Annotated in this window: 21 protein-coding genes and 4 tRNA genes; 2 read left to right on the forward strand and 23 right to left on the reverse strand. The window is 60.5% G+C overall.

What is annotated here, in order from left to right; translation table 11 throughout:
• Positions 1-41 precede the first annotated feature (41 nt).
• The 17 genes from rplL to CAL22_RS00210 form a co-directional block, all read right to left on the reverse strand.
• A complete protein-coding gene (rplL, locus tag CAL22_RS00125; protein WP_094809318.1) occupies positions 42-422 on the reverse strand; it encodes a 50S ribosomal protein L7/L12 in 381 nt (126 codons plus the stop codon).
• Positions 423-506: 84 nt separating this feature from the next.
• Complete coding sequence (gene rplJ / locus CAL22_RS00130; protein ID WP_094809320.1) at positions 507-1,031, reverse strand: 50S ribosomal protein L10; 525 nt, start codon at positions 1,029-1,031, stop codon at positions 507-509.
• A gap of 244 nt (positions 1,032-1,275) precedes the next feature.
• Entirely contained in the window at positions 1,276-1,974 is a 699-nt protein-coding gene (rplA, locus tag CAL22_RS00140) for a 50S ribosomal protein L1 (RefSeq protein ID WP_094809324.1), read from the reverse strand.
• A 2-nt stretch (positions 1,975-1,976) separates the two neighbouring features.
• Positions 1,977-2,408 (reverse strand): 50S ribosomal protein L11, encoded by a 432-nt coding sequence (gene rplK, locus CAL22_RS00145; protein ID WP_012415720.1) that lies wholly within the window; start codon positions 2,406-2,408, stop codon positions 1,977-1,979.
• 58 nt (positions 2,409-2,466) lie between these two features.
• Entirely contained in the window at positions 2,467-3,000 is a 534-nt protein-coding gene (gene nusG, locus CAL22_RS00150) for a transcription termination/antitermination protein NusG (protein WP_012415719.1), read from the reverse strand.
• Positions 3,001-3,008: 8 nt separating this feature from the next.
• The gene (secE, locus tag CAL22_RS00155) at positions 3,009-3,389 is read right to left on the reverse strand and encodes a preprotein translocase subunit SecE (RefSeq protein WP_029577169.1); all 381 of its coding nucleotides are present in this window, start codon (positions 3,387-3,389) and stop codon (positions 3,009-3,011) included.
• Positions 3,390-3,446: 57 nt separating this feature from the next.
• Positions 3,447-3,522 (reverse strand) — tRNA-Trp (locus CAL22_RS00160).
• A 165-nt stretch (positions 3,523-3,687) separates the two neighbouring features.
• Positions 3,688-4,878, reverse strand: coding sequence for an elongation factor Tu (tuf, locus tag CAL22_RS00165; RefSeq protein WP_094809299.1), 1,191 nt, complete (start codon positions 4,876-4,878; stop codon positions 3,688-3,690).
• Positions 4,879-4,936: 58 nt separating this feature from the next.
• Positions 4,937-5,011 (reverse strand) — tRNA-Thr (locus CAL22_RS00170).
• Positions 5,012-5,015: 4 nt separating this feature from the next.
• Positions 5,016-5,089, reverse strand: a tRNA-Gly gene (locus CAL22_RS00175).
• Positions 5,090-5,206: 117 nt separating this feature from the next.
• A tRNA-Tyr gene (locus tag CAL22_RS00180) sits at positions 5,207-5,293 on the reverse strand.
• 83 nt (positions 5,294-5,376) lie between these two features.
• Positions 5,377-6,384, reverse strand: a complete 1,008-nt coding sequence (locus CAL22_RS00185; protein ID WP_094809326.1) for an asparaginase — start codon at positions 6,382-6,384, stop codon at positions 5,377-5,379.
• Positions 6,377-7,291 (reverse strand): ParB/RepB/Spo0J family partition protein, encoded by a 915-nt coding sequence (locus tag CAL22_RS00190; protein WP_094809328.1) that lies wholly within the window; start codon positions 7,289-7,291, stop codon positions 6,377-6,379. The genes CAL22_RS00185 and CAL22_RS00190 overlap by 8 nt, the downstream gene beginning before the upstream one ends.
• Positions 7,292-7,376: 85 nt before the next feature.
• Positions 7,377-8,171 (reverse strand): ParA family protein, encoded by a 795-nt coding sequence (locus tag CAL22_RS00195; RefSeq protein ID WP_094809330.1) that lies wholly within the window; start codon positions 8,169-8,171, stop codon positions 7,377-7,379.
• Positions 8,168-8,839, reverse strand: a complete 672-nt coding sequence (gene rsmG, locus CAL22_RS00200) for a 16S rRNA (guanine(527)-N(7))-methyltransferase RsmG (protein ID WP_094809332.1) — start codon at positions 8,837-8,839, stop codon at positions 8,168-8,170. Before rsmG ends, CAL22_RS00195 begins: the two co-directional genes overlap by 4 nt.
• Positions 8,836-10,755, reverse strand: a complete 1,920-nt coding sequence (mnmG, locus tag CAL22_RS00205; protein WP_094809334.1) for a tRNA uridine-5-carboxymethylaminomethyl(34) synthesis enzyme MnmG — start codon at positions 10,753-10,755, stop codon at positions 8,836-8,838. The genes rsmG and mnmG overlap by 4 nt, the downstream gene beginning before the upstream one ends.
• Positions 10,756-11,934: 1,179 nt before the next feature.
• The gene (locus CAL22_RS00210) at positions 11,935-12,141 is read right to left on the reverse strand and encodes a cold-shock protein (protein WP_094809336.1); all 207 of its coding nucleotides are present in this window, start codon (positions 12,139-12,141) and stop codon (positions 11,935-11,937) included.
• Positions 12,142-12,516: 375 nt separating this feature from the next.
• On the opposite strand from CAL22_RS00210, the gene CAL22_RS00215 reads away from it, so the two are divergent.
• Positions 12,517-13,683, forward strand: a complete 1,167-nt coding sequence (locus CAL22_RS00215; RefSeq protein ID WP_094809338.1) for a pyridoxal phosphate-dependent aminotransferase — start codon at positions 12,517-12,519, stop codon at positions 13,681-13,683.
• Positions 13,684-13,749: 66 nt separating this feature from the next.
• Here the strand turns inward: CAL22_RS00215 and CAL22_RS00220 are convergent, their stop codons facing one another.
• The 6 genes from CAL22_RS00220 to CAL22_RS00245 all read right to left on the reverse strand — a co-directional run bounded on the left by CAL22_RS00220 (position 13,750) and on the right by CAL22_RS00245 (position 21,863).
• Entirely contained in the window at positions 13,750-15,267 is a 1,518-nt protein-coding gene (locus CAL22_RS00220) for a tripartite tricarboxylate transporter permease (RefSeq protein ID WP_094809340.1), read from the reverse strand.
• Complete coding sequence (locus CAL22_RS00225) at positions 15,264-15,701, reverse strand: tripartite tricarboxylate transporter TctB family protein (RefSeq protein WP_094809342.1); 438 nt, start codon at positions 15,699-15,701, stop codon at positions 15,264-15,266. The genes CAL22_RS00220 and CAL22_RS00225 overlap by 4 nt, the downstream gene beginning before the upstream one ends.
• A gap of 68 nt (positions 15,702-15,769) precedes the next feature.
• Positions 15,770-16,771 carry a Bug family tripartite tricarboxylate transporter substrate binding protein gene (locus CAL22_RS00230; RefSeq protein ID WP_094809344.1) on the reverse strand — a complete coding sequence of 334 codons (1,002 nt, stop codon included), beginning with the start codon at positions 16,769-16,771 and terminating at the stop codon, positions 15,770-15,772.
• 97 nt (positions 16,772-16,868) lie between these two features.
• Positions 16,869-18,305: a sensor histidine kinase gene (locus tag CAL22_RS00235; protein WP_094809346.1), complete on the reverse strand. Its 1,437-nt coding sequence runs from the start codon at positions 18,303-18,305 to the stop codon at positions 16,869-16,871.
• Positions 18,306-18,312: 7 nt separating this feature from the next.
• Positions 18,313-18,993, reverse strand: a complete 681-nt coding sequence (locus CAL22_RS00240; RefSeq protein ID WP_094809348.1) for a response regulator — start codon at positions 18,991-18,993, stop codon at positions 18,313-18,315.
• 575 nt (positions 18,994-19,568) lie between these two features.
• The gene (locus CAL22_RS00245) at positions 19,569-21,863 is read right to left on the reverse strand and encodes an NADP-dependent malic enzyme (RefSeq protein ID WP_094809350.1); all 2,295 of its coding nucleotides are present in this window, start codon (positions 21,861-21,863) and stop codon (positions 19,569-19,571) included.
• Between the two features lie 160 nt (positions 21,864-22,023).
• On the opposite strand from CAL22_RS00245, the gene CAL22_RS00250 reads away from it, so the two are divergent.
• A complete protein-coding gene (locus tag CAL22_RS00250; RefSeq protein WP_094809352.1) occupies positions 22,024-22,989 on the forward strand; it encodes a LysR family transcriptional regulator in 966 nt (321 codons plus the stop codon).
• Positions 22,990-23,002 lie beyond the last annotated feature (13 nt).

Below are 23,002 nucleotides of genomic sequence, written 5' to 3' on the forward strand. Positions count from 1 at the left end.
GACGGCATACTGCGCTGTCCCCGGGCAGATGACGCGAAGGTTTACTTGACTTCGACCTTGGCGCCAGCTTCTTCCAGCTTCTTCTTGGCGGCTTCGGCGTCAGCCTTCGGCAGCGCTTCCTTGACGGGCTTCGGAGCGCCGTCGACCAGGTCCTTGGCTTCCTTCAGACCCAGACCGGTCAGCTCGCGCACGGCCTTGATGACGGAAACCTTGTTGGCGCCGGCTTCAACCAGCACAACGGTGAACTCGGTCTGCTCTTCAGCAGCGGCGGCAGCGCCACCAGCGGCCGGAGCGGCCACAGCCACAGCGGCGGCAGCAGCCGACACGCCGAACTTCTCTTCCATTTCCTTGATCAGCTCGGACAGCTCGAGCACGGTCATGCCAGCGATGGCGTCAAGGATTTCAGCTTTGCTAAGTGCCATTTTCTTTAGAACTCCAAAATTGGGTAATGCCAGGGTTGGGTGTCGCTTTGTCGTTCAGCGAGGATCCGCAAACCGCGCCTGATATCAGGCGGCGGCCTTCTGGTCGCGCACGGCGGCGAGGCCACGGGCGAACTTGGTCGGAACTTCGTTGAGCGTACGCACGAATTGCGCGATCGGGGCTTGCATGGTGCCCAGCAGTTTCGAGAGCAGCTCTTCGCGGGAAGGCATCGTGGCCAAAGCCTTGACGCCTTCTTCGGTCAGCAGGTTGTTGGGCAGTGCGCCCGCCTTGATGACCAGCTTGTCGTTGCTCTTTGCGAAACCGGCGAGGACCTTTGCCGCCGCGACCGGGTCGTTGCTGATACCGTAGATCAGCGGACCGGTCAGTTGCTCGGCCAACGGCTCGAAAGCCGTGCCAGCAACCGCACGACGGGCCAGCGAGTTCTTCAGAACACGCAGGTAAACGCCCGATTCACGCGCAGTTTTGCGCAGTACGGTGACAGAGGCGACGTCCAGACCACGGTACTCGGCGATAACAATCGACTGGGCCTTGGCGACTTGCGCCGAGACTTCCTCGATTACCACCGCTTTCTCTTGGCGATTGAGACTCACGGTTTGAACACTCCATCAAAAGACGCCTGGGGCTTGAAGCCTTGCGCGTCAACCGAATGCGGCGCCTGGTTGAGTTCTTCGGTTAAAGAATTCTTCCTGGGGACGCCGTCTACGCTGGATCCGGCCTGTACGAGCACCGGGATTAAGCCGCCCGTCCACGACTGGCGACGGGCCACTCCAGCGGTCTTTGACAGCAGCATCCGAAAATCCCGGATGCGGCCCAAAGTACTTTTTGCCAGCAGCCTTAATTGGCCGACAGCGAAGCGATTTCCACGCGCGCACCGCCGCCCATCGTCGACGAGACAGCGAGCTTGCGCAGGTAGATACCCTTGGCGGCAGCGGGACGGGCCTTTTGCAGGGCGTCGACCAGAGCAGCCAGGTTGGATTGCAGTTGTTCGATGCCGAACGAAGCACGGCCGATGGTGGCGTGAATGATACCGGCCTTGTCGGTACGGTATTGCACTTGACCAGCCTTGGCGTTCTTGACGGCGGTGGCGACGTCCGGGGTCACGGTGCCGACCTTGGGGTTCGGCATCAGGCCACGGGGGCCCAGGATTTGACCCAGGGCACCCACGACGCGCATCGTGTCGGGCGACGCGATGACGATGTCGAAGTCCATCTGGCCAGCCTTGATCTGGTCAGCCAGATCATCCAGACCGACGACGTCGGCGCCAGCGGCACGAGCGGCTTCAGCCTTGTCGCCTTGGGCGAACACGGCGACGCGCACGGACTTGCCGGTACCGGCGGGCAGGACCACCGAGCCACGGACCAGTTGGTCGGACTTCTTGGGGTCGATGCCGAGTTGCACGGCCACGTCGATGGATTCATCGAACTTGGCGGTGGCGGTTTCCTTGACCAGGTTCAGGGCTTCGGCGACCGGGTACAGCTTGGTGCGGTCGATCTTCTGAGCGATGCCAGCGGCGCGCTTGGACAGTTTAGCCATGATTAGATCCCCTCAACGGTGATGCCCATGCTGCGGGCGCTACCAGCGATGGTGCGAACCGCGGCATCCAGATCGGCAGCCGTCAGGTCGGGCTGCTTCGTCTTGGCGATTTCTTCGGCTTGAGCACGGGTCAGCGTGCCAACCTTGTCGGTATGCGGCTTGGGTGAACCCTTTTGCACGCCGGCGGCCTTCTTGATGAGGACCGTCGCGGGCGGGGTCTTCATGATGAAGGTGAAGCTCTTGTCCGCGAAGGCGGTGATCACCACGGGGATCGGCAGACCAGGCTCCATGCCTTGGGTCTTGGCGTTGAACGCCTTGCAGAATTCCATGATGTTCAGGCCACGCTGACCCAGAGCCGGGCCAATCGGGGGGGAGGGGTTAGCCTTACCAGCCGGCACTTGCAGCTTGATAAAGCCGACGATCTTCTTCGCCATGCTTTGCTCCTAACGGGTGATAGCGCTCACTTCGACAGTGAGCTCCCCGGGGTTGAAATCAGGTTTTTTCGACCTGGCTGAAATCGAGCTCGACGGGGGTGGCACGACCAAAAATCGTGACCGACACACGCACCTTGCTCTTTTCGTAATTGACTTCTTCGACGTTGCCATTGAAGTCCGCGAACGGGCCTTCCTTGACGCGGACCATTTCGCCCACTTCGAAGAGAATCTTGGGCCGCGGCTTCTCGACGCCCTCTTCCATCTGCGACAGGATCTTTTCGACCTCGCGCTCGGAAATCGGCGTCGGACGGTTGCCCGAGCCACCCAAAAAGCCGGTGACCCGATTCGTGTTCTTGACCAAGTGCCAGGTTTCGTCGGTCAGGTCCATTTCTACCAGGACATAACCGGGGAAAATCCGGCGCTCAGTGATCGACTTCTGACCACCCTTGACCTCGACGACTTCTTCGGAGGGCACAAGGATGCGGCCAAAAGACGTTTGCAGCTCAGCCCGCTCGATACGCTCGTTCAGGGCTTTCTGTACGCTTTTCTCCATGCCGGAATACACATGGACGACATACCAACGTTTACTCATGTCTGTCCTTATTTCCAGCCCAGCAGCAGGCCGTAAAGTATCCACTCGATGCCCTTATCGAGCACCCACATGAAAATGCCCATCACCGCGACGAACGCGAAAACGATTCCAGTCATCTGGAAGGTTTCTTTGCGCGTGGGCCAGGAGACACGCTTGACTTCGTTGTACGACTCTTGAGCGAAGCTGATGGTGCGCCGGCCCGGTTCGCTGAACCAGGCAATAACGGCCGCGATCACCAGACCGCCAACAAACACGCCGATGCGGGCGACCATGGGTTGTGCACTCAGCACCGAAAACCCAACGATGCCAGCAATAACGACAAGAACCGCCAACCCGAGCTTGATCCGGTCAGCGGTACTAGTAACGGTTTCTACGCTGGTATTAGACATTTTGCGACACGAGCCCGCCGTGATGGTGCGCAACTCGCGGTACTCTCCGGCGGGTGGTGGCAGGGGCAGTAGGAATCGAACCTACAACCTTCGGTTTTGGAGACCGACGCTCTGCCAATTGAGCTATACCCCTATGGCTTTCACTTAGATTTGCAGCAAGTTTCTTGCAAGACACCACTGCAATTCGTATGGCACCTCGCGGAACCATACATAATACTACTTTTTTCTGCCCGTGTGCAAGTTATTTGCACACAAGGAAATGGGGCCGCTTGGCCCCGTTTCCTTTGGCGATATCGCTTTACTTGAGGATCTTGGCGACGACGCCGGCGCCGACGGTACGACCGCCTTCACGGATGGCGAAACGCAGACCTTCTTCCATGGCGATGGGGGCCAGCAGCTTGACCGTCATCGTCACGTTGTCGCCCGGCAGAACCATTTCCTTGTCCTGCGGCAGATCGATCGTGCCCGTCACGTCCGTCGTACGGAAGTAGAACTGCGGACGATAGCCGTTGAAGAACGGGGTGTGGCGGCCGCCTTCTTCCTTGGACAGAATGTACACCTCGGCCGTGAAGTCCGTGTGCGGGTTGATCGAACCCGGCTTGGCCAGAACCTGGCCACGCTCCACGTCTTCGCGCTTGGTGCCGCGCAGCAGAATGCCCACATTGTCGCCCGCTTGACCTTGGTCCAGCAGCTTGCGGAACATTTCAACGCCCGTGCAAGTCGTCTTCACCGTCGGCTTGATGCCCACGATTTCGATTTCTTCACCAACCTTGACCACGCCACGCTCGATACGACCCGTGACCACCGTGCCGCGACCCGAGATCGAGAACACGTCTTCCACAGGCATCAGGAACGCGCCATCAATCGCACGCTCAGGCGTCGGGATGTACGAATCCAGTGCAGCGGCCAGCGCCAGAATGGCTTGCTCGCCCAGTTCGCCCTTGTCGCCTTCCAGCGCCAGCTTGGCCGAACCCTTCACGATCGGCGTGTCATCGCCCGGGAAGTCGTACTTCGACAGAAGTTCGCGAACTTCCATCTCCACCAGCTCCAGCAGCTCGGCGTCGTCAACCATGTCAGCCTTGTTCAGGAAGACAATGATGTACGGCACGCCAACCTGGCGGCTCAGCAGGATGTGTTCACGCGTCTGCGGCATCGGGCCGTCAGCGGCCGAAACCACCAGAATCGCGCCGTCCATCTGCGCCGCGCCCGTGATCATGTTCTTCACATAGTCAGCGTGGCCCGGGCAGTCAACGTGCGCGTAGTGACGCGATTCCGTTTCGTACTCGACGTGTGCCGTGTTGATCGTAATACCACGGGCCTTCTCTTCCGGCGCCGCGTCAATCTGGTCGTAACCCTTGGCTTCGCCACCGAACTTCGTCGACAGCACCGTCGTGATCGCCGCCGTCAACGTCGTTTTGCCGTGGTCAACGTGACCAATCGTACCCACGTTCACGTGCGGCTTGGTACGTTCAAACTTGCCTTTTGCCATGGCTGACTCCTGACCTGGATTGAAGCTTCTGACTGAAGAGAAAAGATTTAGAGAATTCTGGTGCCCATGACGCGGATCGAACGCGTGACCTCTCCCTTACCAAGGGAGTGCTCTACCACTGAGCCACATGGGCATTTTGGAGCGGGTGAAGGGAATCGAACCCTCGTCGTAAGCTTGGAAGGCTTCTGCTCTACCATTGAGCTACACCCGCGGCTACCCTTTCACCTTGCCTCACTACCATTTTGCGTGTGGTTCGCAACATCCTGGCATGACTGCCTCAGATGCAAATCCAGGCCAACACTGCGCCTGGATTTGAAATGGGTTCTCTTGGTGGAGGAGGTTGGATTCGAACCAACGTAGGCGCAAGGCCAACAGATTTACAGTCTGCCCCCTTTAACCACTCGGGCACCCCTCCGAAGAGAAACGAGATTATGAACACATTTATTATCGGTGTCAAACCAAACGCATCGATCATGCGTAAATGTGTTCCCACCCGGCTCAGTAGTGGTTAAAAAGCTGCTGCAAGGCAGCCGGATCCTGTGAGTACATCAGCCCGAGCGTGAGCAGGATGCGGGCTTTCTGAGGATTGAGTTCGCCCGCGGCAAGGGTGCCGTGGCCATCATCATCGACCTCGATGTTGCGCGTCACGCGCCCCGAGCCCGTGCGGGTTGCCCGCACGACCGCGACCCCGGCCGACACCGCCCGATCCAGGGCCATGATGGCATCCGCCGTGGCATTGCCGTCCCCTACCCCGGCCAGGACGATGCCCTGGGCATAGCTGGCCATGAAATCGATCAGCCGGCTGTCCATGTCCACGCAGGCATAGGCGATCTCGACGCGCGGCCAGTTGCGCGCCGGCGGCAGCGGCAAGGAGAAGACCTGGCGCGCAGCGGCGCTGGCGATACCCGCCTGGCCGTAGAAACCCACTTGCGAGCCACGCACCCACCCTGCCCGGCCTGCGCCGGGCGAGGCAAACGCATCCACGCCGCCGCAGCTCATCTTCTGGACCATGCGCGCATAGTGGATATCGTCGTTCATGGTGACCAGCGGGCCGCGGCCGCGGCTTTGCGCATGCGCGGCGATGGTGACGGCATTGAGCAGATTGCGTGGCCCATCGGCGCTGAGCGCGGTGGCCGGACGCATGGCGCCGACCAGCACCACCGGCTTGTCAAAAGGCAGAACCAGGCTCAGGAAATACGCCGTTTCTTCCAACGTGTCGGTGCCGTGCGTGATGACCACGCCGTGGACACTCGGGTCCGCACACAGTTCGTTAACCCGTGCGGCCAGAGCGCGCCAGACGTCGTAGGTCATATTCTGGCTGCCGACGTTGGCCAACTGCTCGGGCAACACCTGGGCCACGCGCTGCAGGCCCGGGACGGCCTGCAGCAAGGCCTCGGCACTGACGCTGCCCGCGCGGTAGGACGCGCTGTCAGCGCTGTCCTGCACGCCCGCAATCGTGCCACCGGTGGCCAGCAGCGCCACGCGTGCGAGCGTGGCTTCAGGCATCGATCACTCCCGCCAGGCCTTGACGTTCGAGCAGCGCGTTCAGGTGGTCCCAGCCATGAAAATCGATCATGAGCTGGCCTTTGTCACGCGCCCCGATCTTCAGCGTCACACGCGTGCCGAGGTGGTCGGACAGCGCCTCTTCGAGCCGGGTGACGTCGCGCGATGCGGACGCGTTTTTCTTGCGGGGATTGGACTCGGCGTCTTTGACGGTCTTGGCCACCAGCTTTTCGGCTTCGCGCACCGACAGGCGCCGCGCGATGATGAGATTGGCCAGTTGGATCTGCATGGCGGCATCGACGGCCAGCAAGGCGCGCGCATGGCCCATGTCGATGTCGCCCGCCAGGAGCATGGTCTGCACCGGGGCTGCCAGATTGAGCAGGCGCAACAGGTTGCTGGTCGCCGATCGCGAACGGCCGATGGCCTGGGCGGCCTGCTCATGCGTGAAGGCGAACTCGTCGAGCAGACGGCGCACCCCCTGCGCTTCTTCGAGCGGATTGAGATCCTCGCGCTGGATGTTCTCGATCAGCGCCATGATGGCCGCGTTTTCGTCGGCCACGTCGCGCACTAGTACCGGCACTTCTTTCAGGCCGGCAATCTGGGCGGCGCGAAACCGCCGCTCACCGGCGATGATTTCGTACACGCCGCCGCTGGCGCCGGCCAGTTCGCGCACCAGGATGGGCTGCATGATGCCCTGCGTGCGGATCGACTCGGCCAACTCGTTCAGGGCGCCTTCGTCCATGCGTGTGCGCGGCTGATACTTGCCGGCGCGCAGCTTGTCGATGCTCAGCACGTTGGGCGGACCCTCAGCGCGTGCGGGCGCCTTGCCGATGGTATCGATCGCCGGAGCATCTGCCCCGAGCAAGGCATCCAGCCCCCGGCCGAGACCTTTGGGTTTCTTGGTAGCCATCTTATGTGTCCTCTTTCTTCAACGCAGCAAGATGCATTGTCTTGAATCGTTTTTCAGCGCGGCCCCCCAAGGCCCGCGCCATTTACTACATCGCCTTGACGCGCTCGATCATTTCGGCGCCGAACGCGATATAGGCTTGCGCGCCGCGTGATGCACGGTCATACACCACGCCAGGCATGCCATAACTGGGCGCTTCGGCCAGCCGCACGTTGCGCGGCACGACCGTCTTGAAAACTTTGTCGGCGAAATGCGCTTCGAGCTGGGCCGAGACCTGCTGCTGCAGCGTCATGCGCGGGTCGAACATCACACGCAGCAGGCCGATCACACGCAGGTCATTGTTGATATTGCGATGCACCCGCTTGATGGTATTGACCAGATCCGACAACCCTTCAAGCGCGAAATACTCACACTGCATGGGAATGATGACGCCGTGTGCCGCAGCCAGCCCGTTAAGGGTCAAAAGCGACAAAGTGGGCGGACAATCGATCAACACGAAATCGTATTGGCTGGAAATGCTTTCGATGGCGAACTTGAGCTGACGCTCCCGTTCTTCCATTTGCACCAGATCGATCTCCGCCCCGGAGAGCTCGCGATTGGCCGGCAATACGTCATAGCCGCCGGATTCTGAGCGTACCCGCGCGTCCTCGATGCTGGACTCGCCGATCAGCACTTGATACAGATTCGACTGCAGGGAATTCTTGTCTATGCCGCTACCCATGGTCGCATTGCCCTGGGGATCGAGATCCACCAGCAGCACACGCTGACCATGGGTCGCCAGGCCCGCCGCAAGATTGATCGCCGTGGTCGTTTTGCCCACGCCTCCCTTCTGGTTGGCGATACAAAAAACACGGGCGGATTTGGTGGGCGGAATATTGTTCATAGAGTTCCTTGACTACGGCGCATCCAGATGAGGCAACGCTCGGCCTCGAGCTCGGGCACTTGCAATGATTGAATGCGATCGACCTGCCAGTCGGCCGGCAACGCGTCGATCTCCTCGCCAGGGACCTTACCCTTCATGGCGACGAGGGTACCATCCGGACGGACGTGCCGGCCGGCCCAATTTGCGAAATCCTGCAATGAAGCAAAAGCGCGCGAGATCACGATGTCGCAGTCCGCGGGGGCCACACGTTCGATGCGGGCATGCATGGCATGCAGGTTGGGCAACATGAGCGCCCCGGCCATTTGCTGCACGAAGGCCGTTTTTTTCTCCACCGCATCGACGCAGGTGACCTCCCAATCCGGCTGCATGATGGCCAGCACGACGCCTGGCAGTCCGCCGCCGGAACCGACGTCGTAGATCTTGGCGGGCCGCCCCTGCAGGGACTGGGCCATGGGTTCCACGACGGACAAACTGTCGAACAGATGCTGGATGAGCATCTGCTCCGGATCACGGATGGCAGTGAGATTGTAGGTGCGGTTCCAGCGCTGCATCTGGGCCATGTAGCGCAGCAGTTTCTCCTGCTGCTCCGGCGTGGCCGCCAGACTCAGGGCCTGGCAAGCCTGCTCCAGCCGCTGGGAAGCGGCGATGTCCAAAGGTACGGAGCTCATGCTGCCTGCTTGCGCGAGCCGTAATGCAGGCGCTTCAGATGAATGAGCAGCAGCGATATGGCGGCAGGCGTCACGCCCGAAATGCGCGCCGCCTGGCCGACGGTCTCCGGGCGGTGCGTCTTGAGCTTTTGCCGGACTTCAAAGGACAGACTGGTGACGGCGTCGTAATCAAGGTCGGCGGGAATGGGCTGCTGCTCCTGCGTGGCGTGTTTCTGCACTTCATCACGCTGCCGAGCGATATACCCGGCATATTTGATCTGGATTTCGACCTGCTCGGCCAGCACCTCGTCATCGGAGACACCGGGTCCGGCCAGGAGTTGTCCCTCGCCGTTGACGGCTTGCATCAAAGCGTCGTAGCTGATGTTGGGGCGCTTGAGCAGATCCGCCAGGGAGTACTCGCGTTCGATGGCCTTGCCCAGCAAGGCCTCTGCCGCATCCTCCGGCAACAGCCGCGGGTTGACCCAGGTCGATTGCAGTCGTTGCACTTCGGCTTCAACGGCGTCCCGCTTGCGGTTGAAAGCATCCCAGCGCGCATCGTCCACCAGACCCAGATTCCGGCCGATTTCGGTCAAGCGCAGATCGGCGTTGTCTTCGCGCAGACTCAAGCGGTACTCGGCGCGCGAGGTGAACATACGGTAGGGCTCGGTCACCCCCCGCGTGACGAGATCATCAACCAGCACGCCGAGGTAGGCCTCATCGCGCCGCGGCACCCAGAGCTCGCGCTCGAGCGCGTAGCGAGCGGCGTTCACGCCGGCCAACAATCCCTGCGCGGCCGCCTCTTCATAGCCGGTAGTGCCGTTGATCTGGCCGGCGAAGAACAGCCCGGCAATCGCCTTGGTCTCCAGGCTGCTCTTGAGTCCACGTGGATCAAAGTAGTCGTACTCGATGGCATAGCCGGGACGCAGAATATGGGCCTGCTCCAGGCCGGGCAAAGAATGGATCAACGCGTACTGCACATCGAAAGGCAGGCTCGTCGATACTCCATTCGGGTAGACCTCATGCGTATCCAGGCCTTCGGGCTCAAGAAAAACCTGATGCGACGTCTTATCGGCGAATCGGTGAATCTTGTCTTCGATGGAAGGACAATACCGTGGGCCCACCCCTTCGATCACGCCACTGTACATGGGCGAACGGTCCAAACCACCACGAATGATGTCGTGGGTTTGATCATTGGTATGCGTGATCCAGCACGGCAATTGGCGGGGATGCAGCGCGGCCGAGCCCATGAAGGAGAACACCGGAACGGGATCCAGATCACCGGGCTGCTCTTCCAACACGGCGTAATTAATGGTCCGGCCATCGATACGCGGCGGCGTTCCCGTCTTCAGGCGGCCTTGCGGCAACTTGAGTTCCTTGAGCCTTTGGCCCAGGGATATCGCCGGCGGGTCCCCTGCCCTACCCCCTGAATAGTTCTGCATTCCCACGTGAATCAGACCATTAAGAAAGGTCCCTGCCGTCAGTACGACTGAACGCGCACGGAACTTCAGGCCGATTTGGGTAACCGCGCCTACGACTTTGTCGCCCTCGACGATCAGATCCTCGACTGCCTGCTGGAACAAGGACAGGTTCGGCTGATTCTCGAGACGGTGCCGGATTGCCTTGCGGTAAAGCACGCGATCCGCTTGAGCACGGGTCGCGCGTACGGCGGGTCCTTTTGATCCGTTAAGGATGCGGAACTGAATACCCGCCTCATCGGTCGCGATTGCCATCGCACCGCCTAAGGCGTCAACCTCTTTGACCAGATGACCTTTACCAATCCCGCCTATCGAGGGATTGCAAGACATTTGGCCCAAGGTTTCTATGTTGTGCGTCAGCAGCAAGGTCTGCGCGCCGCTGCGAGCGGCCGCAAGCGCCGCCTCGGTGCCGGCGTGGCCGCCACCGACGACGATCACGTCAAATTCGCGGGGGTAATCCATGGTGTGGGGGAGAGCAAGAATGGACTTCAGTGGGCATTATAGAGTCAGGCCCCCCGATGTTTCACGTGAAACATCGTAAGCCTGCCAAATCCGTGGGTTTCCCGGCACGAATTGAACACCCTCGCCAGGACTACTGGATGAATACTCAGGCCTCTGATTTCACCCGGAACCTGCGGCGTTAGGGATGTTCCACGTGGAACATATGCCGCATGCTGACTGCATCTATGTTCCACGTGGAACATAGGGCAAGCGACGCGATCAACCGATGATGTTTCACGTGAAACATCAAAATGGTGTACCAAGACATTTGCGGGCAACGCATTCGCGAACGTCCAGTGGATGAGGCCTAAGTGTGAGCCGTAGGCGCGGACGTTCAGTGTAGACACATTGGACCGACACACAGGGAAGAAGTTCCGTCCAGACCCTGACGAGAGCCTTGACGTAAGAGGCTGGCAAAACTATCGCAGCGATAGCCAGGGTGTTTTGTCCACAGGATTATTCACCGAAACCGAAAGTGAGCAACTCTGTTGATAAGTCCTGCCGTGCAGGAAAGATGACATATTGCATGCAGCTTGGTCGGGGGCACTGGATTAATCCCCAACACTATCCACAAGCTCGATCTATCAACAGCCGTGACAAGCCCCGACGACCCAGCACAGAAAATGGGGATATCTTTGTGAAGAATAGGCCGTTCAATGCGGTGGAAAACTCGGTCTGGCGAGCTGCCCTACTTAGGAAGTTATCCCCGAACTGAAAAACATCCTGCCCAGACATTGCAGCTAATTCCGTGATTAATCACGGTTTTTTTGCGCACTCGCCGTGTTAGCGCAAGCATTGCTCAGCAAAAGCGGCCTATCTCGCCTGGGTAAAACTATGTGGAAATCGTCCGCCAGATTTTGTGCAGAACTTGGGTTTCACCCGGCCGAACGGGAGCGTCGGACTGCCCTGAAAACGCTGTCCCGGAATTTTTATCCACAAAGTTATCCAGAGGCTGCGCAGCCTCCGGAACAGCCCGGAACAAAGCGAAATCAAGGCACAAACGAGAATTCGAACGGGAGGAGATCCAGTTATGTTAGTGAGCACTAACTAACCGTCCGCAAACGACAACGCCCCAGACTTTGAGGTCTTGGGGCGTTGCGCCAGGGGTTGAGCCTGGCAACGGGAAAGAGATTTCCCGGTTTAGAGCGGGCGAATTTCGGCCGCTTGAGGCCCCTTCGGGCCATCCTTGACTTCGAATTCGACTTCCTGGCCTTCGTTGAGGCTGCGGTAGCCCCGGCCTTGAATCGCGGAGAAGTGCGCGAACACTTCAGTACCACCGGCGTCCGGGGTAATGAAGCCGTAACCCTTGTCGGCGTTGAACCACTTAACTTTGCCCTTCTGAGCCATTTTTATAGCGTCCTGAAAAAAAACACGAATTGCAAATGAATCAAGGACGCTGACACCAACTCATCGTACAACGGTCACCGCTGGACGCTTCGTTTGCCGCTTGCCGCCAATGGCTTTAACCGGGCTTGCGCACTGCTTGAATCAACTGCAGGGCCAGCATACTCATCCCATCTTGCGCGTACATATTGTTGTTTACCCGTATGTGGCTTTTTTTCACTTGTCTCACAAGCGAAACCCTCTGCACGCCATACCTTGCCACGCATTTTGAACCAGCCGGGCCAGTCATAAGCTCATGCCCACATGGGCTTTACCGTTTTTGGGATACTTATGCCCAACACCAGCTGCCCATCCACGCCCCCTACCCTTTCACAAGCCATGATCCGCTCCAAACTGCCCGATGTCGGGACCACTATTTTCACCATCATGAGCCGCCTGGCCATCGATCATCAGGCCATCAACCTGGGCCAGGGGTTCCCGGACTTCGATCCCGATCCCAAGCTGCTCGGGCTGGTTACCAAGGCGATGGCCGACGGGCACAACCAGTACCCCTATATGCCGGGTGTCGCGCCGCTGCGCGCAGCCATCGCGGACAAAGTGGCTACGCTCTACGGGCATCGCTATGACCCGGAAACCGAAGTCACCGTCACCAGCGGCGCGACGGAAGCACTCATGGCCACGGTGCTGGCTGCAGTGGGCAGCGGCGACGAGGTCATCGTCATCGAACCTTGCTACGACTCCTACCTGCCCGCCATCCGCCTGGCCGGTGCCACCGCCGTACCAGTGCCCATGCGCGCCCCCACGACGGAAGACCCGCACTACCGCATCGATTGGCAGCGCGTGCGTGACGCCATCACACCGCGCAGCCGCCTGTTGATGCTCAACTTTCCGCACAACCCCACCGGCGCCATCCTCGACGACAGCGATCTGGACGCGCTGGAAACCATTGTGCGCGACACGGGCATTCTGCTGCTGGCCGATGAGGTCTATGAACACATCGTGTTCGATGGCAAGGCGCACGCCAGCATCGCGCGCCGGCCGTTGCTGGCAGAGCATGCGTTTGTGATCTCGTCTTTCGGCAAGACTTACCACACGACGGGTTGGAAGATCGGTTATTGCTGCGCGCCGCGTCAACTCAGCGCGGAGCTGCGCAAAGTGCATCAGTTCATGGTGTTCACCGTGTCCTCACCCATGCAGTTCGCGCTGGCTGCGTTCATGGCGGATCCCAAACCCTATCTGGAGCTGCCGGCTTTCTACGAAGCCAAACGCAAGCGCCTGGCCGATGGGCTGGCCGGCACGCGCTTTCGCGTCCTGCCCAGCCCCGGTACGTTCTTCATGCTGGCCGATTACAGCGACATCTCAGGCCAGAACGAAGCCGAGTTCGCACGCAGCCTGACGATCGATCACGGCGTGACCGTCATCCCGGTATCGGCCTTCTACCGCGACCCCGACGCGCAAGCCTCCAACCACAGCCTGGTGCGCTTTTGCTTCGCCAAGAAAGACGCCACCCTGGATGCCGCTCTCGAGCGTCTGGCCAAGGTATAAGGAGCCCACAGAAAAAAACGGCGTATCGTGAGATACGCCGTTTTTTCATCTGGCGGGTTCGCGCCGTCAGGCCGCCGCACGCCGCTTGCGGCGCAGATAACGCATGGCTTGCGGCACGACCACCACCGCCACAGCGGCAATCCACAGCCCCACCGACACCGAGCTGTCGAACAACACGCGCACATCCCCATTGGTGATGGACAAGGCACGGCGCAGGTTCTGCTCCATCATGTCGCCCAGCACGACGCCCAACACCAGTGGCGCCATGGGCACTTCGAACTTACGCAGAAAATAGCCGATGGCACCGATCACCACCACCATCATGAGATCGAAGCTGCCGGCATTGATGGCATATACGCCGATATAGCTGATGCACAGAATCCCCGGCACCATCATCCAGGCCGGCACGGAAAGTACCTTGGAGAAGATGCGCACCAAGGGCACGTTCATCACGAACAGCAAGACGTTGGCGATGAACAGCGACGCGATCAAACCCCAGACCAGTTCGGGCTTGGTTTCAAACAGCGCCGGACCCGGCGTGATGTTGTAGAGCGTCAGTGCGCCCATCATGACTGCCGTCGTGCCAGAACCCGGCACGCCCAGGGTCAGCATGGGCACGAAAGATCCGACAGCCGAAGCCGTGGCCGCCGCTTCGGGCGCCACCAATCCGCGCATGTCACCCTTGCCGAACTTGGCATTGGGATCTTTGTTTTCGATGATGCGCTTTTCTTGGGAGTAGGCCACTGCGGCAGCAACGCTTGCGCCGGCGCCAGGCAGCACGCCCACTCCAAACCCCACCAGTGCGCTGCGCACCACGCTCCACCAGGTGAAGGCAAGCTCTTTCATGTTGAAAAGCTTGCGCCCGCTTGGTTTGACTTCGACGCTTTCGCCGCCGACGACTTTCTCGAGCATTTCGAGCATTTCGGCCACGGCAAACAAGGCAATGACCACCACCACAAAGTCGATACCGTCGGCCAGATGCACCGAGTCGAAGGTGTAGCGATACACGCCTGAGTTCGAGTCCACACCAATGACGGAAATGCCCAGACCGATCATGGCGGCCAGCACACCCTTGACGGGCTGTTTACCCAACAAGCTGGTCAGACAGCAAAAGGCAAAGACCATCAACACGAAGTATTCCGCCGGGCCGAAGGCAAGCGCCCATTTTGCCAGCGTAGGAGCCAGCAGAATGATGCCCGTCACCGAAACGATAGAGCCAAAGAAAGCCGACCATGCCGACAGCGACAGGGCCACGTTGGCCAGCCCCTGCCGAGCCAGGGGATAGCCGTCGAGCGTCGTCATGATGGCGCTGGCTTCGCCGGGCACATTCAACAGAATGGAAGTGATGCGGCCGCCATATTCAGCGCCCACATACACCGACGCCAACAGAATGAGCGCGGTCTCCGGCGGCAGATTCATGGCGAAGGCAATGGGGATGAGCATGGCCACGCCGTTGATCGGGCCCAAGCCTGGCAAGACACCCACCATGGTTCCGAAGAAGGAACCCAAGGCAGCCACCAGCACGTTGGTCATCGAGAACGCGACGCCAAACCCCAAAGACAAATGATCGAGAATGCCGTTCATATCAGGCCCTCCAGCACACCGCCCGGCAACACCACGTCCAGGACCTTGTCAAACAACAGAAAGAACAGCAGCCCCATCACCAGGCCGCCGATGGCCGTCTTGATCCAGGAACCGCCGAACAGACGCCCGACCGCCACGGTCATGATGGCCGTGGCAATGACAAAGCCCAACCACTCGAACAAAAAGGCGTAGGCGGCGGCAAACAGCAGCATCAGTACGATGCGGCCATTGGCTCCCGGGGGATTGGGATGGACCGGGTTGCCCCCTTTGATAGCCAGTCTGAGTCCGCACAAGCCGATGACCAAGGCGATGAGCAGCGGGAAAGCCCGCGGGCCGACGGGTTCGTAGGCGAAAGGCGCCTCGATGTCCCAGCCTGCCCAGGTCATAAAGGCGGCCAGGACCAGGGCAATAATGCCCAGCAAACGATCATTCATGATCAGGGATCCAAGCGATGAGAATTACTGCGCGCGCCGGCGGCCAATGCCGCGGGCGCGCCGGGGAATTACTTCTTGATCAAACCGAAGGAGTTGGCCAGTTCGGTGTATTGCTTGACCTGTTCCTTGACGTAGGCGTCGAGCTCCGGTCCCGTCTTGGAGAAGGGAAAGAGGCCTTGCTGCTCGCGCAGCTTGGCAAACTCGGGCGAAGCCATGGTCTTGTTGAAGGCGTTGACCCAGAATTGGTAGTCTTCATCCGAGACCTTGGGACCGACATAGAAGCCGCGAATAATGGGCCATACGATGTCGTAACCCTGTTCCTTGGCCGTCGGGATGTCGGCCAGCTTGCCGGGCAGACGATCGGTATTGAAGACCGCCAGAACGCGAATCGGAGCGCCGCCTTCGAGCATCGTGAAGGCTTCGGCAGCATCGCCCATATAGGCCTGGATGTGACCGCCGCGCAGCGCCGTCACGGCTTCGCCACCGCCTTCGAAAGCCACGAAGCGCATTTTGCGGAAGTCCACGTCGGCGGCCTTGGCGGTCAGTGCGGCCTTCATCCAATCCTGGCTACCCACCGTGCCGCCCGCGCCCAACACGATCTTGGTCGGATCCTGCTTGAAGGCCTCCATCAGGCTCTTCAGATCTTTGTAGGGCGAGTCATTGCGCACCACGGCCACGCCGTAGTCGGTACCGATACCGGCCAGCCAGCGCACGTCGTTGACGTTGTACTTGCCGAATTTGCCCTGGGCCAGATTGAGCAGCGAACCGCCGGAGAAAGCCACGATGGTGCCCGGCTCCTTGGGATGCTGAGCCACGATGTTGTTGTAGGCCACCGCACCAATGCCGCCGGGCATATAGACGATGCGCATCGGTGTCTTGAGCGCGCCGCTTTGCTTCAGGCCTTCTGTGGCCAGGCGGCAGGTCAGGTCAAACCCCCCGCCCGGCTGGGCCGGAGCGATACATTCAGGGCGGCGGGGTTCGCCTTCGGCCTGAGCACTCAGGCTGGCGCCCAAGCTCACCATTCCCAGCGCGGCCATGGCGCCAATACGGATTTTTTGCAGAATCTGCATGAGATGCGGTCTCCGTTGTTGTTTGGATTCTTGCCCGGCACGCGGGATCGCGCCGGCAGGTACCGCACCGTACAAAATCTACCCTTTCCGTTTCCTTTCAAATCGGCCAGTTTTTCTGACGCAACGCAGCATCCCGCGGGAAACCTAGGGTAAACACCAGTGTTGCGCGCAAGCCCGGACCAGGCTGGCGATTCTCCAGCTTGAGCGTGCCGCCGTGGATACCGACGATGGTGCCCACGATGGCCAGGCCCAGCCCGGCACCCGGTTTGTTCTTGCCCGCCGTCCCCCGGCGAAACCGCACGCTGGCGTGCTCGATATCCTCGGCCGACATGCCCGGACCGGCGTCTTCCACGCATATCCAGGCATGGTCATCATCCCCGCCGATCTGCACGGTGACTTCGCTGCCGGCCGGGCTGTAACGCAAGGCGTTGTCCAGCAGATTGGACAGCGCCTCGCGCAACAGGCCTTCCACTGCCTGGATGCAGACTGGTTTGGCCGGCCGTTCGAGGCCGAAATCGATTTGCTTCTGGCGGATGGCCGGCAGCAGTGACCTGCCGACACTGTCGGCCAAGGCGGCCAGATCGACGTTTTCCAGCGGCAGCCCCCCTTCGCTCCAGGGGGCGTCCTTGGCGCGGGCCAGGGTCAGCATCTGGTTGGTGGTGCGTACGGCCCTGTCCAGGCCTTCCCGCATGGCCAATAAGGCGGTATGGATCTCGTGGGGATCGGTTTCGCGCAAGGCATAGGACGTCTGGGTGCGCAAAACGGACAGCGGCGTGCGCAATTGATGCGAGGCGTCATCGAGAAACTGCCGCTGCACCCTCGCCTGAGCCTCAAAACGGCCCGTATGGAGATTAATTGCCTCCAGGAGGGGGAGGACCTCACCCGGAACATCGGACGCGCTGATGGGGCTTAAATCGTCCGCAGAACGGCTGGCCACTTCATCCCTGAGCCGCTCAAGGGGTCTGAGAGCCATCAGAACGCTCCATATGACCGCCAAAACACTGATGAGCAGCATGACGACGTCCCGCTCCACGGAACGCAACAGCGCCCGATTAAGGAAGTCCTCGCGGGTTTCCAGCCCTTCGGCGACCTGGATGATCACCCGCCCCCCCTTATCCGCATACAGGGGGGGATCCATGGGCCGAGCCAGCGCAGCCACGCGCAACGGCTGGCCGTCATAGGTGGCATAGAAAAATTCGGGTTTGCCGGATTGCAGCCGGCGCTCGGGCAGCGGCAGGCCGGGATTGCCGATTTCGGCCAGCCCGTCCTCGGTCGCTACCCGGTAATACACGTTGCCATTGGCCGTGAGCTCGAAGAATTCCAGCATGAGGTACGGCAGCTCCAGACTTAATCCACCGCTGGCTGTGGATATGTTGTGGTCGATGGAACGCAGTGCGCCGGCAAGTGCGCGATCGTAGGCAATATCGACCTGTTCGCGCAGTTGCTGGTTCGACAGCCACAGGCCTGCGACCAGGATAGTCACCAGAGCCGGGATCAACCACAGCAGCAAAGTGGCGCGCAAAGTGCGCGCCACCGGCGTATCACGAGTTTTCAACAGCCACCTCCAGGCTGTAGCCCATTCCCCGCATCGTCACGATTTGTACACCAGTGCCGGCGAGTTTTTTTCGCAGCCGGTGGACCAGGACTTCGATGGCTTCCAGGTTGACATCACTGTCTTCTCCCTGGATGCGATCCAGGATTTGCTGCTTGTTAATAGGTTCGCCGCTGCGCTGGATGAGTACGCGCAGCACCGCGTATTCCTTTGGGGATAAGTGCAGGTTCTGTCCACTGACCGTAAATCGTTGCGCGGAAGTATCCAGAACCAGGTTGCCCAATGACAAGCGCGGGTGGTCGCGTCCGCGGCTGCGCCGGATGAGTGCTGTCAGCCGGGCTTCCAGTTCTTCCAGTACGAAAGGTTTGGGCAAAAAATCATCCGCGCCTTCGTGCAGCGTACCCACTCTTTCAGCCAGTGAATCTCTTGCCGTGAGCACGAGAACCGGTGTGCGGTCGTCACGAGACCGCATTTTGGTGAGCAAAGTGTGCCCATCCATGCCCGGCAGACCGAGATCGAGGATGACGGCATCGAATTCTTCGAGCGCCAGTCGGCGTTCGGCAAGCAGGCCATTGTCGGCCCAGTCCACCACGAAGCCCGCATGGCGGGCAAGGCTGCGGGACAACCAGTGAGCCAGGTCGGCTTCATCTTCTATCAAAAGGATGCGCATCGCGGGGACCCCGTGGGGTGGTGGCGGTGGGAAAGCATGTTTTGGCTTTTCCTTTTTTTTTCTTTATAAAAAGATTAATGATTAATAAGGGCTGTGGATAACTACCTTAACGCTCAAAACCGTATCTTTTTCAACAGCTTGAGCGAATTTTAGGCTGTGCAAGAACTCTGTTTGGCAAGAAAGCCCAAGTTGAACAAGTTTTTGCCCTGATGCCAAAAGAGCAGGTTGTTCAACTTGGGCGCACAGAATGTGCACAACTGCGCCACCCAGTAGTTATCCACAGGTCGGTTTCTGGCAACCGCCTCTTTTTCGGACCTGAAGGCAGGGGAAAAGTGCCTTGCGCAGGCCGGCAAAAACGCCCTCGTGAAGCGGCCAAATCGGGCCCAGGAGCGATGAAAACAACGGCTGGCGAGCCGCCCGCCCGCCGGCGCGCCAAGCGCTTACCGGGGGCGTGGTGATCAAAAAATGATCACCAAAAAAGCCGCGCCAAGTTTGTTTTTTGCTTAGGGGCGGCAGATTCAGGCGAAAAAAAACCGCCGTCTGGCGACGGCGGTTGCTTGCGAAAGTACTGGGGTTCAGGCGGGCCGGTTGGCGTCGATAACAGTCAGCGCGGCCATGTTGACGATGCGGCGCACGGTAGCGCTGGAAGTCAGAATATTGACCGGTGCATTGGCGCCCAGCAGGAAGGGCCCCACGGCCACATTGCCCCCGGCTGCCGTCTTGAGCAGGTTGTAGGCGATGTTGCCCGAATCCACATTGGGGCAGACGAGCAGATTGGCCGATCCCTTGAGCGTGGACGAGGGCAGGATGCGCAGGCGCAGAGCTTCGTCCAGCGCGCAATCGCCATGCATTTCGCCATCGACTTCCAGATCCGGAGCTTGCGCGCGCACGAGATCGAGCGCTTCGCGCATTTTGCTGCCTGAGGCCGAGCTGCCCGAGCCGAAGTTGGAGCGCGAGAGCAAAGCGATCTTGGGCGCCAGATTCAAACGCTTCATTTCTTCGGCCGCCGCGATGGTGAACTCCGCGATCTGTTCGGCGCTGGGGTTCTCGTTCACGTGCGTGTCGACCAGCGCTACCGTGCGTTGATCCAACAGCAGAATATTCATGGCGGCATAGGTCTGGGCGCCCGGTCGCATGCCCAGCACTTCATCGATGAAGCGCAAATGATCGTGGTAGGCGCCCACCGCTCCGCAGACCATGCCGTCGGCGTCGCCCAGACGCACCATCATGGCGCCGATCAATGTCATGCGGCGGCGCATTTCCACCCGCGCCATTTCCTTGGTGATGCCGCGGCGGTTCATCAGTTCCCAGTAGGTCGTCCAGTACTGGTGGAAACGCTCGTCGTACTCTGGGTTGGTGACTTCAACATCTTCGCCCAGGCGCAGGCGCAGGCCGAATTTCTCGATGCGCGACATCAGCACCGACGGACGGCCAACCAGGATGGGCTTGGCGAGTTTTTCATCGACGATGACTTGCACGGCGCGCAGCACGCGTTCGTCTTCACCTTCGGTAAACACGATGCGCGCCCGGCCTTGATCACGCACCACCTGTTTCGCGATGGCGAACAGGGGTTTCATGAAGGCGCCCGAGTGGTAGACGAATTGCTGCAATTGCTCGACATAGGCGTCGAGATCGGCGATGGGCCGCGTGGCCACGCCATCGTCCATGGCGGCGCGGGCCACGGCCGGCGCGATGCGTGCAATCAGCCGCGGATCGAAGGGTTTGGGGATGATGTATTCGGGCCCGAAGGACAGATCGTACGTGCCATAGGCCGCAGCCACGACATCATTGGCTTCTTCTTGGGCCAGGCCCGCGATAGCGTAGACCGCGGCACGCTCCATGGCCGGCGTGATGGTGGTCGCGCCCACGTCCAGCGCCCCCCGGAAAATGTAGGGGAAGCACAGCACGTTATTGACCTGATTGGGGTAATCCGAGCGGCCGGTGGCCATCACGATGTCGTCGCGCACGGCGTGCGCGGCTTCCGGCAGGATCTCGGGCGTGGGATTGGCCAGCGCCAGGATGAGCGGACGCGCGGCCATGGCGGCCACCATTTCGGGCTTGAGCACACCGCCGGCCGACAGCCCCAGGAAGACATCGGCGTCGGTGATGACGTCAGCCAGCTTGCGCGCCTCGGTTTTCTGCGCAAAACGCGCCTTGTCCGGATCCATCAAGGTGGTGCGGCCTTCGTAGACCACGCCCTCGATGTCGGTGACCCAGACGTTTTCCAGCGGCAGACCCAGATCCACCATCAAGCTCAGGCAGGCCAGCGCGGCGGCGCCTGCGCCCGAAGCAACCACTTTGACCTTGGTGATGTCCTTGCCCACGACCTTCAGGCCGTTGATGAAGGCCGCGCTCACGGTGATGGCGGTGCCGTGCTGATCATCATGGAACACCGGGATCTTCATGCGCTCGCGCAGCTTGCGCTCGACGGTGAAGCACTCGGGCGCTTTAATGTCCTCGAGGTTGATGCCGCCGAACGTGGGCTCCAGGCCGGCGATGATCTCGACCAGCTTGTCCGGATCGGTTTCATTGATCTCGATGTCGAACACGTCCAGGCCGGCGAACTTCTTGAACAGCACGGCCTTGCCTTCCATCACGGGCTTGGAGGCCAGCGCGCCGATATTGCCCAGCCCCAGCACGGCGGTGCCGTTGGAGATCACTCCCACCAGATTGCCGCGCGCGGTATAGCGAAAGGCGTTCAGGGGGTCATCGACGATTTCTTCACAGGCTGCCGCCACGCCGGGCGTGTAAGCCAGCCCCAGATCGCGTTGCGTCACCAGCGGCTTGGAGGCGGTGATGGCGATTTTGCCCGGGGTGGGAAACTCGTGATAGTCCAGCGCTGCCTGGCGGTCGTTGGGATGTTGGGGCATGAGTGTCTCGCTTGTAACGTGCCGGCATCGGGTCGATGCTGCTCAGCATTTACGCAAGTCTAAAGGCCGCCCATAAGCTTGTAATTTGGGGTTTTTATCAGGTTATAAGTAATAGCTTATAGTTTGGGCTGAGTATTCCTATTGAAAACGGGGCTGGATAATGCCGCTCAATGCCGCCGAGATACTGCACCGCCTGGCCAGCCGGCTGAAAATGCGTCATCTGCGCCTGTTGCTGCTCATCCGGCAGCATGGCTCCTTGACCAAAGTTGCCCAGCACATGGCCACCAGCCAGCCGGCCGTCACCAGTGCCCTGGCCGAGATCGAATCCATGTTCGGCGCGCCCCTGTTCATCCGCTCGGCGCGCGGCATGGAGCCGACCGCCCTGGGCGATATTGCCCTGGCGCGTGCGCAGGCGATGTTGCAGGATCTGGACCATCTGGCGCGTGACATGGAAGCAGCCGCCAGCGGCCATGCGGCGCATGTCAATCTGGGAGTCATTCCCTTTGTGTCCGGGCAATTGATTTCCTCCGCGATTGCCCGAACCTTGCCGGACGGCAGACGCTTTACCGTCACTGTGCATGAGGCCACCAGCGATGTGTTGCTCGGTTTGCTGCAGGAGCATGTCTTGGATGCGGTGATCGCCCGGGCGGCGGTGCGGCCCATGCGCGACATGCTGCAGTTCGAGGTGCTGTATCGGCAGAGGCCCCGTCTGGTGGCCAGCCGCCGTCTGGCGGCTAGATTGGCGCGTGGCCGTGTGGGGTGGGAGGATCTCGCCGGATTGGACTGGATACTCGGCACGGCCCAAACGCCGATGCGTGAGCAAGTGGCCGCCCGGTTTCTGGCCGAAGGCCTGGCTCCGCCCAAACCCGTCGTGGAAACCAATTCATCCAAACTCATCGGCGAGATGGTGGCCGCCAGTGAGCGCGCGGTGTCGGCCTTGCCGGCGGATATTGCCGACGAGCTGGTGCGGATCGCCGGCGTGGCCATCGTGCCCTTCAGTTTTGCTTGGGCACTGCCGCCCATCGCACTCTTTACGCGCAAAGATGGGCAGGCGCGCGAAGTCGATGGCTTGTTCGCCCAGGCCTTGCGCGACGTGTGCCAGCAGATCTACGGCAGCGCCGCGTAGGCCCGGCCTAGGG

Source organism: Bordetella genomosp. 12 (assembly GCF_002261355.1).
GTDB lineage: Bacteria > Pseudomonadota > Gammaproteobacteria > Burkholderiales > Burkholderiaceae_B > Bordetella.